Source organism: Vibrio sp. F13, from assembly GCF_020806305.2.
Lineage (GTDB): Bacteria > Pseudomonadota > Gammaproteobacteria > Enterobacterales > Vibrionaceae > Vibrio > Vibrio crassostreae_C.
In genome coordinates this window covers 308608-323563 of sequence record NZ_CP170175.1, presented here as the reverse complement: position 1 = coordinate 323563, position 14956 = coordinate 308608, and the positions used below count along the sequence as shown (strand labels likewise).

The 14956-nt window shown below is 43.7% G+C and carries 13 protein-coding genes; 5 read left to right on the top strand and 8 right to left on the bottom strand.

The annotated features are described in order from the left end of the window. Positions 1-103: 103 nt before the first annotated feature. The 6 genes from LMH68_RS01500 to LMH68_RS01475 form a co-directional block, all read right to left on the bottom strand. Positions 104-1807 carry an FAD-dependent oxidoreductase gene (locus tag LMH68_RS01500; protein ID WP_017067877.1) on the bottom strand — a complete coding sequence of 568 codons (1704 nt, stop codon included), beginning with the start codon at positions 1805-1807 and terminating at the stop codon, positions 104-106. 268 nt (positions 1808-2075) lie between these two features. Continuing rightward, a complete protein-coding gene (locus LMH68_RS01495) occupies positions 2076-2978 on the bottom strand; it encodes a VirK/YbjX family protein (protein WP_229647246.1) in 903 nt (300 codons plus the stop codon). Positions 2979-3298: 320 nt separating this feature from the next. Beyond that, positions 3299-3442 (bottom strand): hypothetical protein, encoded by a 144-nt coding sequence (locus LMH68_RS01490; protein WP_017059112.1) that lies wholly within the window; start codon positions 3440-3442, stop codon positions 3299-3301. A 25-nt stretch (positions 3443-3467) separates the two neighbouring features. Beyond that, positions 3468-3743: an HU family DNA-binding protein gene (locus tag LMH68_RS01485; protein WP_017059113.1), complete on the bottom strand. Its 276-nt coding sequence runs from the start codon at positions 3741-3743 to the stop codon at positions 3468-3470. A gap of 356 nt (positions 3744-4099) precedes the next feature. Next, positions 4100-4795 (bottom strand): VC0807 family protein, encoded by a 696-nt coding sequence (locus LMH68_RS01480; RefSeq protein ID WP_017059114.1) that lies wholly within the window; start codon positions 4793-4795, stop codon positions 4100-4102. A gap of 321 nt (positions 4796-5116) precedes the next feature. Continuing rightward, on the bottom strand, positions 5117-5689 hold the full coding sequence (locus tag LMH68_RS01475) for a YceI family protein (RefSeq protein ID WP_229647247.1): 573 nt from the start codon (positions 5687-5689) through the stop codon (positions 5117-5119). A 276-nt stretch (positions 5690-5965) separates the two neighbouring features. Here LMH68_RS01475 and LMH68_RS01470 point away from each other — a divergent pair, with 276 nt between their 5' ends. Together LMH68_RS01470 and LMH68_RS01465 are read left to right on the top strand one after the other, a co-directional pair. Further along, positions 5966-6682: a DUF1826 domain-containing protein gene (locus LMH68_RS01470; protein ID WP_229647313.1), complete on the top strand. Its 717-nt coding sequence runs from the start codon at positions 5966-5968 to the stop codon at positions 6680-6682. 343 nt (positions 6683-7025) lie between these two features. After that, a complete protein-coding gene (locus LMH68_RS01465; protein WP_229647248.1) occupies positions 7026-8912 on the top strand; it encodes a methyl-accepting chemotaxis protein in 1887 nt (628 codons plus the stop codon). A gap of 106 nt (positions 8913-9018) precedes the next feature. Here the strand turns inward: LMH68_RS01465 and LMH68_RS01460 are convergent, their stop codons facing one another. Further along, a complete protein-coding gene (locus LMH68_RS01460) occupies positions 9019-9420 on the bottom strand; it encodes an ACT domain-containing protein (protein WP_017069835.1) in 402 nt (133 codons plus the stop codon). 145 nt (positions 9421-9565) lie between these two features. After that, complete coding sequence (locus tag LMH68_RS01455) at positions 9566-10459, bottom strand: LysR family transcriptional regulator (RefSeq protein WP_229647249.1); 894 nt, start codon at positions 10457-10459, stop codon at positions 9566-9568. Positions 10460-10619: 160 nt separating this feature from the next. Here LMH68_RS01455 and LMH68_RS01450 point away from each other — a divergent pair, with 160 nt between their 5' ends. From LMH68_RS01450 to LMH68_RS01440, 3 genes are all read left to right on the top strand, one after another. Then, a complete protein-coding gene (locus tag LMH68_RS01450) occupies positions 10620-11519 on the top strand; it encodes a Vmh family MBL fold metallo-hydrolase (RefSeq protein ID WP_229647250.1) in 900 nt (299 codons plus the stop codon). Positions 11520-11829: 310 nt separating this feature from the next. Next, positions 11830-12645, top strand: a complete 816-nt coding sequence (locus tag LMH68_RS01445; protein WP_017059123.1) for a TauD/TfdA dioxygenase family protein — start codon at positions 11830-11832, stop codon at positions 12643-12645. 256 nt (positions 12646-12901) lie between these two features. Then, positions 12902-14950 (top strand): response regulator, encoded by a 2049-nt coding sequence (locus LMH68_RS01440; RefSeq protein ID WP_229647251.1) that lies wholly within the window; start codon positions 12902-12904, stop codon positions 14948-14950. The last annotated feature ends 6 nt before the right edge of the window (positions 14951-14956 follow it).

The window sequence follows — 14956 nt, the reverse complement described above, 5'->3', positions numbered from 1 at the left end:
TACTAGTAACTACTCGCATCTATTTATGAGCGACTTTCTCTCAGCAACTAGCAACTAGCCCGTAAGTGTCCGCGCACCATTACCGGCGACTAAGTATTAATCCTTAAGCTTTTGCATACATGAGAGTTCTATAACCACCGATTAAGTTGCGTGCTTTAAAGCCGTTGTTGACGAGTTGGCGATAAGCCACGTTACCACGTAACCCGACTTGGCAGTAGATTACAATCTCTTTGTCTGCTGGGAGCTCACTCATTCGATCACGCAGTTGGTCGACAGGAATGTTGATTGCGCCTTCAATAAAGCCACCATTTTCTAGTTCGCTAGGGTTACGAACATCGAGTAGGAGTTGGTTGTCGCTTAATGTTGCAATCTCATCGAAATGAATAGGTGTCGCGTCACCTTTAATAATATTGTTGGCAACAAATGCGGCTTGGTTAATCACGTCTTTGGCACTCCCGTAAGGTGGTGCATAGGTTAATTCAAGGTGTTGAAGCTGATCAACGGTCATACCTGCACGTTGAGCTACTGCCATAACATCAATGCGTTTATCAACGCCATCTTTACCGACGGCTTGCGCACCTAGTATTTTCCCTGTCTTAGGGGCGAATAACATCTTGAACGAGACAATCTCAGCGCCAGGATAGTAGCTAGCGTGGCTTGCGGTATGCACATAGACTTTTTCATAGTCGACGCCTTCACGCTTCAACTGTTTTTCGTTTTTCCCTGTTGAGGCAACGGCTAGGTCAAAAATCTTACAGATAGCTGTGCCCTGTGTACCTTGATAGATTTCATTGCGTCCGAGCATGTTGTCGGCAGCCATACGACCTTGACGGTTAGCAGGGCCAGCAAGCGGAACTAGAGTTTGTGCACCTGTGACAAAGTCTTTTTCTTCGACCACATCACCCACAGCGTAGATGCTAGGATCGCTAGTCTGCATCATTTCATTGGTGTAGATACCACCTAGTTCGCCAATTTGAAGTCCTGCTTCTTTTGCTAACTTAGTCTCAGGACGCACACCGATAGCCATGATTAAGATATCAGTAGTTAATGACTCGCCATTATTAAGTGTTAATTCTAATTCACCCTCTATGTGTTGGTGCTTCTCGCTCTCGCCTGAATCAAAACTTGCGATGTGTTCGTTAGGTATATATTTCACAGACTCAAGCGCGACGCCGAGTTTTAGGTCGATGCCTTTGTCACGAATCTCCGCATGGGCAAAGCCGGCCATTTCCCGGTCTACTGGCGTCATTACTTGGTCAGCCATCTCAATCAACGAAGTCTTGATCCCAAGCTGATGAAACGCTTCCATCATTTCCAAGCCGATAAAGCCACCGCCAACAACTGTCGCGTGCTCAGGTTTATTCATTTGGATTGTTTCGATGATGCGATCCATATCTGGAATATTGCGTAGTGAATGGGTGAGGGGGTTATCGATTCCTGAGATGGGAGGAACGACGGCACCGGCTCCAGGGCTGAGTAATAAGAAGTCGTAACTCTCGCTGTAGTGATTACCATCAACAAGATTTTTGACTGTAACGGTTTTATTGGTGCGATCAATAGAGGTAACTTCGTTCATCACTCGTGCGTCAACGTTGAAGCGAGCTAAGAAGCTTTCAGGTGTTTGTAACAGAAGCTTGCTTCTATCCTCGATATCGCCACCTATGTGGTATGGCAATCCACAGTTGGCAAAAGAGACGAATGGTCCTCGTTCAAACATTATGATTTCGGCTTCTTCACTAAGACGACGAGCGCGTGCAGCAGCTGAAGCACCTCCAGCTACGCCACCGATGATTACAATTTTAGTCATACGTTTACCTATTACTGTCTCTAAGTTTAACTATACAAATTGCCGAGCATAGAGCTTGTATCTTCTTAATGATCAGTACTGGCTGGTCGCCGGCGATTGAGTAGTTTTCGAAATACCTAGATACTATAAAGATGTAAATTAGCATTGTCTAATATTTATTTTAAAGCTATCACCTCGGGATTGAGCGTTTGGTCCAAGGGCTGTGATTAGACTAAAGCACGCTAGTAAAGGTAATACGCGTTAGCGAGTCGAGTACAGGTTAGCCAAATTAACTGTCATGAGCATAATGAACAGGATCATGGATGTGCTGACTGATTACGTTCTTCAGATCTTGTTCATACAGATCTAGCCAGGCATAACGCTCGCGATACAACTTACGCTTTTGACGTTTTAGAGCTTCAAGATCTTTCCTGTTCGGGTTTGTCGGGAGACGATAGAAATAGTTATCATGCACCTGTCCATCGTGCTCTTCCCACAGACTGTCGTATTTAAGGCTGATGTCTTTGTTTTTCTTACCGTAGCGTAATGAGTTCGAGACATGACCAGACTCTTTTACCGCATAGATATTGTCGATACCCAAGTTAATAGCGAGCAGTCGTAGTGTTTCTACCATGAAGGATTTAGGTCTTAAACCGTAAAAAGCTTTGGTGAATGTGCGGCTAAATCCATTGTCATTGGCGCCACCCTGTATACCGCCGATGTAGATGTTGTTGTCGAAAACAGTAAACGAAATGGTATACATTTTTTCGAGTTGAGAGTTGGTCAATGAAATTGTCAGTTCACCTTCTTTTCTCGCGTTTCTTTCGAAGCTGAGATTAACCAGATAAACGTTGTCATCTATCTCAAGTTTTAAAAGATTGAGCCTTTCGTTATAGATTTGGTGTCTAGCTTCTGTTGCGAAGGTGTTTTCAAACCAGTCGTAGTGTTTGGATAAGATATCGATCTTTTCTTTATTGCTAAAGCCAGTACATAAGTAGGGAGTCACAAATTTAGAAAGGAAGTTGGGTTGCTTGATAAATAATAACTTTCTCTCTTCAGAGTTGAAACTATTACTCATTTTTCGAGTAGCTGAATAATAAAACAGGGCTCGAATAGTAAACTTAACTATCGCTTTGTACTTACCCTTATTTTTATGGGTATTTGCTTCAATCCCCATGCGAACGACATTCATAATCACCTCAAAGAAGAAGGATTGCTCGAACACAGTCGTGTCATGAACCCTTCCAATAATCTCACCAATAACAAGAAAATGATGATAGTGAAAAAGGTGATTTGGGTAAGTATGGATATGTATAGCTATGTAACTCAATCAGTTACTTAGCGTTCAGATTTTGGACAGATGTGTTTGTCGCTTTAGTGGGGAGGGGTATCAATGTTATTTATTAGAGGCGCTTGCTCCTAAATCAAAAATGCCACTACAAATCTGCAGTGGCATTAGAACGATAACAAACTATCACCTTGCTTAAACCTAAACTTTAGTTCTTATATAAACTAAAGTTCTAACAGTTTAGCCAGTTCACGCTCTTCGAGAAGCTCTTCAATGCGTTGACGAGTCTTAGGCGTTTCGGCTTGCGCTTTAGTCGACTTGCCTGCTTTTTTGCTTCGGCTCGTTTTCGCTTTTTCCTTAGTCGTCATCGTAATCTTCCTTGTGTTTTTTGTGTTACAGGTTGCACGTTTCTTTTAGTGCCTTGCCCGCTTTAAATGCTGGCGTCTTTGATGCGGCAATCTGAATCTCTTCTCCGGTTCGCGGGTTACGACCAGTGCGAGCAGCTCGAGAGTTAACTTTAAAGCTACCAAATCCAAGGATCGATACGTCATCACCGTTCGCAAGCGAAGTAGAGATACCTTCAACTAGCGCATTTAGTGCTGTTCCTGCTTGGTCTTTTGAGATGTCTGCAGAAGTCGCGATGTGTTCAACTAATTGAGATTTGTTCATAATCTATATTCCTTATTGAGTACGGCTGGCGTCTACCTTTAGCACCTAGCTTATGCAATCTTATCAACAGCAATTGAAATAATGTCAGTGAGCGGGTAGAGCTTTGTAAAGTAACCAACAGAATTGACTATAAAAGCATCTGTCGGTTCAATCAATGCAATTCATTGATTATTATTGGTTTATAGACATGTTGCCCAAATTTACTTGAGAAAAGAGCATTAGGGTTGCCCGTTCGATTCATAATCCAAATCGAAGCTGTCATCTATCACGTTGATAACGAAAGAGTAAAAACAAAGAAGCCCAGCTTAATTGCTGGGCTTCATGTTGTGCTGTCAGAGCGATTTGTTAATTCAGAACTATTTAGTAATAAAAATTTGTTCTGTTTCTAGTGATGTCATCGTGCGAACTTGACGCCAAATGTAGTAGAAAATACCTAACATCATCAGCATGCTTGGGATGGCGATTGCTGGGTAGCTGTAAAGTGTCAGCTTGCCAAGTTCTTCATTAAAGGCAGCGGTGCCAGCAGGGCTAGTCACAATCCAAGTCGCTAGGAAGTAGTTCATAGCTGAAGAAAATGCGAAAGTACTCGCGAATAGGTAGTTGGATGTCATTAGACAACGATCAAACTTTGCTTGGTTACCGAACTGCTTTAGGCGCTCTTCAATAAGAGAGATATTTAACAGGGCCGGTGTGAAGATAACTTTCTGGATAAACGGGTAGCGGGTGAAGGTTGAGCCAAGAACCGCCAAACCAATTAGACCAGGGATTAATGCTTCTTTTAGTGCTAACCAACGAGTGTCTAGCTCAAAGAAACCAATACCGCCCGTCAATAGCACGCTTACAAAGCCGAGCGCAGCGATGAAGTTGAACTTCTTATTGCGGATTAACTCCATGCCACCATAAGCAATAGGGAAGGCAAGGGCAACAAGCAAAGCTAAGCCTGTTCCGAGATGCTCATCTCCACTGAACTTCATTAAAATGAATGAAGGAAGAAAGACGTTAAACACGACTTCGAAAAGAGGACTCGATTTTTTGTTTTCTGTGTTACTCATAATTTCTAAATACATTATGTTATGGATTTATTCTCAGGGATTGTTGTTTACCTCGCCCAAGATGTAAAGCCTTAAGGCGTCATGCTGTGTAACGACATGTGACATCAACGACATCTCTGAGCCTATATAACGCTCAATTTAATACTTTGTGAGGGATGTTTATCTGGCCGACTTGGGGAAATCGAGTGGAAATTTTGGTTTAGTTTATTCAAACCTAATTCAGTTTATTGCGTTGTCGCGTACTCTCACTCACATTCACCGCTCTTAAACGATTGATGAATGTGAAATGAGGCAGAACAGAAAGGAAGAGTTATAAGCCCATTATTCGTCGAAAAGTAGGTTAAAGCTCAAAGGGATTTGGTCGGAAATCGCTAATCCACCCACGGTCGCTGAAAGTTTGTTTAGATTCTCTGTAGATATCCCAAAATCAGCGCCGTTGACGATGATTGTCGAAGCTGAGCTAACCATGACAAACCCTGAGGATGGAACCACCACAACTGGGAAGTCGATCGTTTTGGTTACGCCGTGTAAAGTAACTTCCGCTGCTACTGTTGTTCTTTTTGGATCACCAGATAGCATCGACGGTTCAACCTTCCCAGAGATCTTCACTTCAGGAAAAGTCATCGATTCAAAGTAGAGTTCATTCAGTCTCTGGTCACGAATAGCGACTCCGGTGCTCACGCTTTTCAAGTCCAATACTATTGAAAACTGGCCCTCTTCGGTAAGCCCTCCAGACATAGGTTTGATGGATGCGGGCTCGACAACAAACTGCTTTTTAATTGTCGCGAATGTGATGTTCGATAACTTCGGATCTAATGTGTAGCCCGACTCCGCGAAAGATTGAGCGGAGATAACGGTGCATAGGAGGCCGAATGTAGAGATTAGTTTTTTCATAAGTTGTCACCAGATTGATGAATTCACAGGTTTACGTTCTTGAGTCGTACGTTTTTAAAATGACTTTTTGGAAAGAGTGATTGAGAGAAGCTTAGTTCAGCATTCGAAAAATTACCGCAGGAAAAGAAGAGCGTCGCTGTATTACTGGAATCATGATCGACGAAGTGACTTGTTTATTTTTAGTTATGTTATAACACAACTAAAATCACTCTTGCCAAGAATAATTATTCTGTTGGTAAAAGGGAAGCGATGAGCATGTATCAAGGAGACGACGTAATGAATGCCGTGTTAACCAAGCCTTTGGCTACCAATAGCAGCCAGCCACTCAACATTAGTTCAGCTGTGAGTATTCAGGATAAGGCAAATCACAAGCCAAGCTCGAGTGCTTCTGAGCAGCCAACGGTATTAGCGGATATCTACCAAAGTGATATTAATATAGCGGTATGGCAGCGACAGTTTGATGAAGGCTTAACGACGGCAATTAGTGAATTTATCGCCTTGAATCCAAACTTTAGTAAGTCTGTTAGCGTGTCACCTGAAAATGCTTTCGATAAGTTGGAATTTGCCACCGATGGCACCGCCTCTAAAGCGCTGTTAGAAAACATGGCAGAGCTGGTGGATATGTTCTGTTGTTTGTTTGAGCTTGAAGAAGTCGGGTTACGTTTAGCCGTTCTGAATAAAGCGATGTGCCCACGTTTCCATTTTGATCAAGTGCCTTGCCGCTTGGTGACAACTTATCATGGTGTTGCGACTCAATGGTTGCCAAACGACTTAGTCGACCGTTCTAAGCTAGGGCTAGGGGCTAACGGACAGCTTGATTCTGTTTCAGGCCTGTACAACGACGAATCTGACATCCAGAAAATGGCCAGTGGTGATGTTGCGTTATTAAAAGGGGAGCGTTGGAGTGGCAATGAGAATAGAGGCCTTGTTCACCGTTCACCAGTCACTTCATCTGACGAAACACGATTGCTGTTAACGTTGGACTTTGGTTGATCAACTTTTGACTACTTTGTCCGCAACCTGTTTCTATTCAGACGTTCAACACGTTTAAATACCTTCCTAATGATCTAACGGTATAGCGCGATCTGTGCCGTTATTATTCTCAAGCAGAGACACTCATCAGCTGACCATGTTTAGCACATTAATTCAAAATTTAGAGTTTACCATTCTCTAAATCAATGGGTTACGATGCGTGCACTTACTCACATATATCAATATTTCAGTTCCTCATCGGTTTCTTAATTTATTTTAAAGCGTAAAATATATCCCGCTTGCAAACCTCTTTGGCAACCAATTTGTTCGCCACGGTTTTTTACTTCCACATTATAGGTTTCCTATGTTCAAGAAACTCTCGCTTAAAAATAAACTGGCGATTTCAGCCAGTATGGCCATTATCCTGGGGGGGATCTTGGTCGAGGCATTGTCTTTTCGTGCTTCATTGCAAAGGTTGGATATTGAAGTTGAACAGCGCTTAGAAGGCGCATCGGCTTCTTACAATCAATATGTATCGGATTGGATCTTATCCAAAGAGCGTGCGCTTACTTCTCTTTCGAAAGAGTCCAAACAAGAAAGCTTGGTGACTCATCTAAAACAGGTTCGTGACTCAGCCTCTTTTGATAATGTCTTCTTGGCATTTCCTGATGGTTCGCAAAAGAACGCGAACGGTGTTGTGTTGCCACCGGGCAATGATGATCCACGCGTATGGGGTTGGTACACCAATGCGGTTGCGAACCCAAGCAAGGTGTTCATGGATAACCCAACGGTTGCTGCAGCAACTGGGGCGAACGTTGTTTCATTAGGAACAGCAATGCAACTGCATGGGCAACAGGTTGTGTTGGGTGCTGATGTAGAAATTACAGACATCTTAAACAGTCTAGAGCAGGTGATTCTTCCAGGTGAAGGTTACATGTTCATCGCGACCAATAAGGGCACGGTTTATACGCACCCTGACACTAAGTTACTGAACAAAAACATCAGCTCACTTGGGTTAGATTTTGCGGACGTACAAAAGGCGCTGACTAGCGGTAAAGACACTTCTATCGAGTTGAATGGCAGCGACTATGTTCTGTACGCACGTGCGATTGATGGAACGAGCCTGATTACTGTGAGCGTTGTTAACCATGACTCTCTGGTTGCGCCACTATTTGATGCAGTGATTGGTCAAGTGTTGGTGACGCTACTTGTGGTGATCGTATGTACCATACTGTTTAACCTGTTGTGTACGATTCTATTCCGTCCGTTGAACCACGTATCTCAAGCACTGGCGCAAATCGCGAATGGTAGTGGTGATTTAACTCAACGCATTCATGTTGAAAACCAAGATGAAGTGGGCGAGTTGGCTCATAACTTCAATACCTTTGTTGGAAGCTTACAGCAGTTGATTGGCCATATCCGTGGGCAGTCAGAACAGCTAAACAGCCAGTCAGAGCAAAGTACTCAACGTGCGAACCGTTCTGTGGATGAGCTTAACCATCAACAGCAAGAAATCACAATGGTGGCAACGGCTGTAACGGAAATGGCCTGTGCAACTCAAGAGATTGCATCGCATGCCGAGCAAACAGCAAAAGCGGCACAAGACTCAGCGACAAGCACTAACAGTGGTCACGCTCTGGTCGTCGACACTAAAGGTTCTATCAATAACCTAGCCAATGAAGTGAACGAAGCAGGTAATGTGATTAGCGAACTTAACAAGCATGCTCAAGAGATCTCGACTGTACTCGCAACGATTCAAGGCATTGCAGAGCAAACCAACTTACTTGCTTTGAATGCTGCGATTGAAGCGGCTCGTGCTGGTGAACAAGGTCGTGGCTTTGCTGTGGTTGCTGATGAAGTACGTGTGCTTTCGCAGCGCACTCACTCTTCAACAGAAGAGATCAAATCAACGATTGATATCCTGCAACGCACGACAGCTCAGGCGGTTGAGCTGATGGAGAGCAGTTCTAAGTTGGCAATACATTCAGTAGAAGATGCCGATCGAGCTTCGCATGCGCTTGAAGAGATCAATACTGCAGTTGCTTTGATCAGCGATATGGCGACTCAAATCGCGACGGCTGCTGAAGAGCAAACACATGTGACGGGTGAAATTACCCAGAACGTGACGACCATTAAAGATGTTACCGACCACTTAGTTGTGGGCGCACAGGACAGCTTAACTGAGTCGAACGAACTTAAGAGCCAAGCCGCTGGCTTAAGTGACAAAGTGGCGACTTTTAAGCTTGCTTAACTGGTTCGCTCACTGATGCCTGATCAGTGAGTGCACGTTAAGCAATAAGCCAAAGCGACGTAGATTACGTCGCTTTTTTTGTATTTGTGAGTAATCGAATTCTTTACTAATCTACTTCTGAAAACTCTTTCAGCGCACTCATTGCAGCTTCTGCTTTGTCTTTTTGAACGAAGATGTGGTCGTGATAGTAGCCCGCAACCACGTTAGCGCTAATGCCGTAAGAGCCAAGCTTTGTCGCAAACGCCGCCGTTAATCCAACCGCTTCAAGGCTCGAATGTACCGATAAAGTGATAAGGCTAAATACACCGTCGAAGTTTAGCTGAGCTTTGGTCGCAACGTCTTCTTCCAGAACCAGCGTTAAACCTTCTTTCTCACGAAAAGTTGAGATTGGATTGAGCTGAACATAGTCTGTTAACGCTCCGTCGACAGTACAGAAAACATAGTTGCCTTCAATGAGTTCTGGTGACATGGACTTTAACAAAATGTCTAAATCGGTAATGGCAGTCATAGTCAGTTTCCCTGCGTTAATAAGCTAATTGATGATGTATGCAGTCACGATAGAAGCAACTGACAGTTAAGTAAAATTAATGATTTTAATTCTGCATCAGTTTTACTAATGGCAAGTTTTCCTCCTTAGTGATGGCATCGTACTTCTACCAACTTGTCGATTGTTCCATCTCGTCAGATAAATGGTCGATAAAGGCTCTTAACAGCGGTGTGACTTGTTTACGCGTTCCATAAATAGCATGAACACCGAGCGTTTTAGGTTGCCATTCAGAAAGCAGTGGCACTAATAGACCATCACGCATCAAGGTTTCCACTGAAGGGAAGGGCAGTAAACAGATACCGTTGCCTTTGAGTGTGGCAGAAAGCAGAACCTCTGAGGTGTTTGCACTGATATTCCCTTTAATCGGAACCGATTCGAGCCCATTGGGGCCATTGAACGTCCAAGCGGTTTTGCCAAAGTAACTGAACGATAAACAGTTGTGGTGCGCTAGATCTTGGGCTTCTGTGGGTGTGCCTTTCTCTTTTAGATATTGAGGCGATGCGCAAATCACGGAGCGGCATTCACCGATCTGCTTCGCGACAATATTGGGCGTCAGTTCGTTGGTTATGCGAATGGCCAAATCGATGCGTGACTCAACCAGGTTGACGGTCTGATCAGTCGAGATAATGTCGATAGAAACCTCTGGCCATTTGGCGATGAAGCGACTAATTGATTCCATCAAGAAGCTATCGACAATCGAGTAGCTCGCAGTAATACGCAGCTGACCTTTGAAATGCTCTCGGTTTTGGTTTCTGATCCCAGCTAGGGATGTTTCCAGTGCCAAAAGTTCTCTGGCGACCTCAAGTGTTTCTTTACCTGCGCTGGTTAAACTCAAGCTTCGTGTTGTTCTGTGAAGCAAGCGTGTGTCCATCCATGTTTCTAACTCACCCAAATAACGAGTGACCTTGGTTCGTGAGAGATCAAGGTGCTCTGCCGCTGCGCTCAAACTGCCACGTTCCACTATGGTGACAAAGACATTCATTGCCTCGAGTTTATCCATTGTTTTATTGCCTAGAGAATTAAACCGACCTCAGTATATGTCCGAAAACTGCAATAGTTAAAGTCAATTTGATATCTATTTCATCTAAAAACAATCAAATAAGATATTTGGACATTCAACGAGTTGGCAGGTGTTCAACTCCAAGTATCGGAATAAAGCCATGAATACGTTATCGAAAAACCTGTTATCAAAAAGCATGCTTTTAGGAACCATAAGCCTAGGAACCGTGCTGGCATCAAGTGTTGCTTTAGCTGTGGATCTGAACATCACTCACTATAACCCCGGTGAGAACGCGATATTCCCTGCAAGCTCGGTATTGGTTTCGGGTGAGAAAGAAGTGATTCTATTTGACGCACAATTCAGTGTCGCAGACGGACAAAATTTGGTGGAGCAAATCAAAGCCACAGGCAAAAATTTATCGATGGTTTACATCAGCAGCGGCGACCCAGATTACTACTTTGGTTTGGAACCGATAGTTTCGGCATTTCCTAACGTTAAAGTCGTTGCCAGTGAAGCCGTTGTCGCGCATATCAAACGCACCAAAGATGCAAAGCTTGAATACTGGGGGCCTATATTAGAAGGCAACGCGCCCTCTAAGGTGATTGTTCCAATGGTGATGAACGACACAACATTAAGCATCGAAGGTGAAACCATCGAAGTGAAAGAGATAAATACACACCAAGCTTACCTATGGGTTCCGTCTGAAAAAACGGTGTTTGGTGGCGTGTCGGTGTATAGCGGTGTGCATGTATGGATGGCAGATACTGCATCGAAAGAGATTCGTAGCCAGTGGTCACAATCGTTGGAGCGTATGAAAGCACTAGAGCCAGAGGTTGTAATTCCGGGTCACTATTTAGGTGAAATGCCAACAGGAATAAATGCAGTTCACTTCACGAAGGATTATGTGGCTGATATTGAAAAAGCGTTGGCGAGCAAAAGTAATCCAACATCGGTCGAGATCAGTGATTACATGAAGAAAGCCTACCCGAAATTTGAGGCTACGGAAGGCGATTTAGAACTTGGCGCGAAAGTGCTAAGCGGCGAGATGGCTTGGCACTAGAGTTGATTATCTCGGTTGTGTCCCAGAACAGTCTGAAGATTGTATGCTAGATTTATTGGTGATACACAACTGGAGATATCGATGATCTGGCTTTCAGTGAAAGTACTACAGATTGGACTTGTCTATGGATACAGGAAGTATCAAAAAACGAAAAGAGCTCCAGCTTAGGAGCTCTTTTTTTGTTTCGGAGAGACGACTTTCTATTTCAAGTGAGAAAGAAAATCAGCATTTACCCGGTTTACAGTTAGTAGTCAGATTAGCCTAGTAGCCAGATCCGCCCTGCAACTCAATATCACCAATAAGCGAAAGTATGTTGAAAATAGAACCCATTACTCCTCACATCGGCGCTCGTATTCACGAACTAGAGCTTTCTACATGCAGTGCTGATGAACTCGATAAGGTGTATCAGGCACTTATTGCCCATCAAGTGATCTTTCTCGACGGGCAGACTTTGTCTCCAGAACAACACTTGATGATTGCACAGCGCTTTGGAACGTTAGAACCTGCACATCCTTTCTTCCCTCGCGTGGAAAGTGCGCCACAGGTGAGTGTGATTGAAACAACCCGTGGTAATGCGCCAAAGGAAAGTTATTGGCATACCGACTTAACGTGGCGCAGCTTGCCGTCGAAAGCTTCCCTGTTGCATGCTCAACACATTCCAAGCATTGGTGGTGACACTATCTGGTGTTCTATGACTGCGGTTTTTGAATCTCTACATGAAGATATGAAAGCTAAGTTGAGAGGGTTGTCGGCGACTCATTCGCTTGTGGCCTTTGAAGGTATAGAATCAGAAGACATTGATCTCGATTGGCACAAATCCTTGATTAAAACAGCACAGGAGAATCCGCCAGTGGTTCACTCTGTTGTTCAAGTTCATCCTGAAACGGATAAAGAAACGCTCTGTATCAATGAACAGTTTACTCGTTATATCAACGAACTCGACCGCAAAGAGAGTGATGTTTTACTCAGCCAACTGTTTGAAATTGCGAGACGCCCTGAGTTTCAAGTTCGTTTCAAATGGGACAACGGCTCAATGGCGATCTGGGATAACAGGGTAACGCAACATTACGCAGTGATAGATTACGGGGATACTCCAAGAAAAATGCATCGAGTAACAGTGACATAGCGGTAAGCTGAACACAGTTATCAAAAGAACACCGCGCATGCCCATCCCTGAACCAAGCACTCGTACTTAAATTTAAGCGTCAGCAGGGTGCATCATTCATCTACGCTTAATAATAAAAACAAATGCGTTGGTACATATTTGATTGAAACCTCACTGCTCGGACGTGATGTGTAATATAATCGGCGCCAAAATATAAGTATAAAAACCAAATCATAGAATTAATAAACGTCAGGGCTTAGAGAGCAAAGTATTTCGTATGAACGCGATTCGTAAAGTTTACCAGTACGCAGAACCGAATTTAACCCTCGTGGGTTGGATGGGCTTTGTCGGCTTCCCAATTTACTACATTGTGTGGGAGTTTTTGTTCCCGCAACCCTACGAAAACTTAGCGCTTCGCCTGTTTTGCTCGGTATTGTTCTTTGGCATTATATTTCGCAATCGCGTCCCATTTGAATGGCGAAAATACCTTCCGGCTTATTATCAAGTTGCCGTAACTATCTGTTTGCCAGGTTTCTTCTTCTACATGCTGCTAATGAATAATTGGTCCAACGTTTGGGTTATGTCATTCATGTCGGCTATTTTCCTCCATATTTTATTGGTGCACGTGACGAGAGTGATGTTTGCACAAACCTTTGCCGGTATTGGGATTGCTACCTTGTGCGCATGGATTGCACAAGGCTTCTACCTCGAACTCACAATGGATTGGACGCATGTGCCAATCTTTTTGTTTATCTACTTATTCGGCAACTTGTTCTACTTCCGCAATCAGGTGGAACATGAAAACAAGGTGTCATTGGCGAAGTCTTTTGGTGCGGGTATTGCCCATGAGATGCGAAACCCTCTAAGCGGATTACTTACCTCTATTGATGTCATGCAGTCCATATTGCCGAACCCTAAAAGTGGCGATCAAAAAGGGCAATATGCGTTAAGCAATGAAGAAGTGATTCAGTTGCGTGAAGTGGGCGATGAAGCGATGGAGATCATTCATTCCGGTAACGAAACGATAGATCTGTTACTGACTTCAATTGATGAAAACCGAGTCTCTCGATCTACGTTTAAGAAGCATTCAGCGCAAGCGGTGGTTGAGGATGCGATAGACAGTTTCAATTACAAGCGCTCTGCTGATAAGTCAGCAATCTCCTTGGATGTGCAGAGTAACTTTGAGTTCTTGGGTAGCGACACCTTGTTGAAATACGCCATGTATAATCTGTTCAAGAATGCGTTCCATCATCGTAGCCCTGAAGATTTTCATATTCATGTCACCATGTTCAGTGATGAAGTGACGAACCAGATAATGGTGACGGATAACGGCTCTGGTATTTCGAGCGATATCATTCGTCGTATTTTCCAAGACTTTTACACCACAGGCCAGTCGGGTAATTACGGTTTAGGTTTGCCATTTTGTCAGAAGGTCATGCGCTCGTTTGGTGGTGAGATTAAATGCCAGTCTGAAGTGGATCAATGGACACAGTTCACGATGATTTTCCCATCTTTGACTTCCAATTCGGTAGAGGAAATCAAGAGCGAACTGACTAAACTCAAGACGGTGCTGATGATCAGTGATCAGACAGTGCTTTCCAGTAAAATGACTGAAATCTCTCGCTTTATGGGTTTTGACCTAGAGATTTTGGATGTGGCATCAGCGCTTCAGAATAAGGAATATCAATTTGAGTTCGACTTGATTTTCGTTGATATGGAGAGCTTGAATTTAAGAGCTAGTTGCCTCGATAAGATTGAATCGTTACTTTCGTTCACTGAGGCGCGAATCATTTACTTGTATGAGCGTCATCCTATCAAGCGTGTACGTAACATTTCTTTCGAGCCTATTTGGGTGGAAACACAAGTCTGGCTACTAAATACTGAAGCGACCATTGACCGTTTACTGTTTGACTCCAACTACGTGATGCCATCGGTTGCTGTAAAACCGCTAGAGGCCACCACTAGACGTACGATTATGGTGGTCGATGACAATGAATCTCTACGCCGATTTACGGCAATGTTATTGGAAAAACAGGGCTTTGATGTTGTGCAAAAAGAAGACGGACAACAAGCCTTAGATGCGCTTGATACCGACGAAATCGACTTGATCCTAATGGATATTGAAATGCCAATCATGGACGGTGTTGAAGCTTCTCGCCGAATTCGCAGTGCCGACAAAGAATACTCTTCGGTGCCGATTATTGCTCACACGGGTGACAGTTCTCCCGTTACCTTGGAAAAGATGGAATCATCAGGCATGTCGGACTTTATTGTTAAACCTGCCGATAAAAACCGACTGTTTGATAAAATTGCTCACTGGATTTAGCGGGTG

What these genes read in the sequence shown, in the direction of transcription:
- LMH68_RS01500 (WP_017067877.1), bottom strand. Translation starts at nt 1,807, where the DNA reads ATGACTAAAATTGTAATCATCGGTGGCGTAGCTGGAGGTGCTTCAGCT.
- LMH68_RS01495 (WP_229647246.1), bottom strand. Translation starts at nt 2,978, where the DNA reads ATGAATGTCGTTCGCATGGGGATTGAAGCAAATACCCATAAAAATAAG.
- LMH68_RS01490 (WP_017059112.1), bottom strand. Translation starts at nt 3,442, where the DNA reads ATGACGACTAAGGAAAAAGCGAAAACGAGCCGAAGCAAAAAAGCAGGC.
- LMH68_RS01485 (WP_017059113.1), bottom strand. Translation starts at nt 3,743, where the DNA reads ATGAACAAATCTCAATTAGTTGAACACATCGCGACTTCTGCAGACATC.
- LMH68_RS01480 (WP_017059114.1), bottom strand. Translation starts at nt 4,795, where the DNA reads ATGAGTAACACAGAAAACAAAAAATCGAGTCCTCTTTTCGAAGTCGTG.
- LMH68_RS01475 (WP_229647247.1), bottom strand. Translation starts at nt 5,689, where the DNA reads ATGAAAAAACTAATCTCTACATTCGGCCTCCTATGCACCGTTATCTCC.
- LMH68_RS01470 (WP_229647313.1), top strand. Translation starts at nt 5,966, where the DNA reads ATGAATGCCGTGTTAACCAAGCCTTTGGCTACCAATAGCAGCCAGCCA.
- LMH68_RS01465 (WP_229647248.1), top strand. Translation starts at nt 7,026, where the DNA reads ATGTTCAAGAAACTCTCGCTTAAAAATAAACTGGCGATTTCAGCCAGT.
- LMH68_RS01460 (WP_017069835.1), bottom strand. Translation starts at nt 9,420, where the DNA reads ATGACTGCCATTACCGATTTAGACATTTTGTTAAAGTCCATGTCACCA.
- LMH68_RS01455 (WP_229647249.1), bottom strand. Translation starts at nt 10,459, where the DNA reads ATGGATAAACTCGAGGCAATGAATGTCTTTGTCACCATAGTGGAACGT.
- LMH68_RS01450 (WP_229647250.1), top strand. Translation starts at nt 10,620, where the DNA reads ATGAATACGTTATCGAAAAACCTGTTATCAAAAAGCATGCTTTTAGGA.
- LMH68_RS01445 (WP_017059123.1), top strand. Translation starts at nt 11,830, where the DNA reads ATGTTGAAAATAGAACCCATTACTCCTCACATCGGCGCTCGTATTCAC.
- LMH68_RS01440 (WP_229647251.1), top strand. Translation starts at nt 12,902, where the DNA reads ATGAACGCGATTCGTAAAGTTTACCAGTACGCAGAACCGAATTTAACC.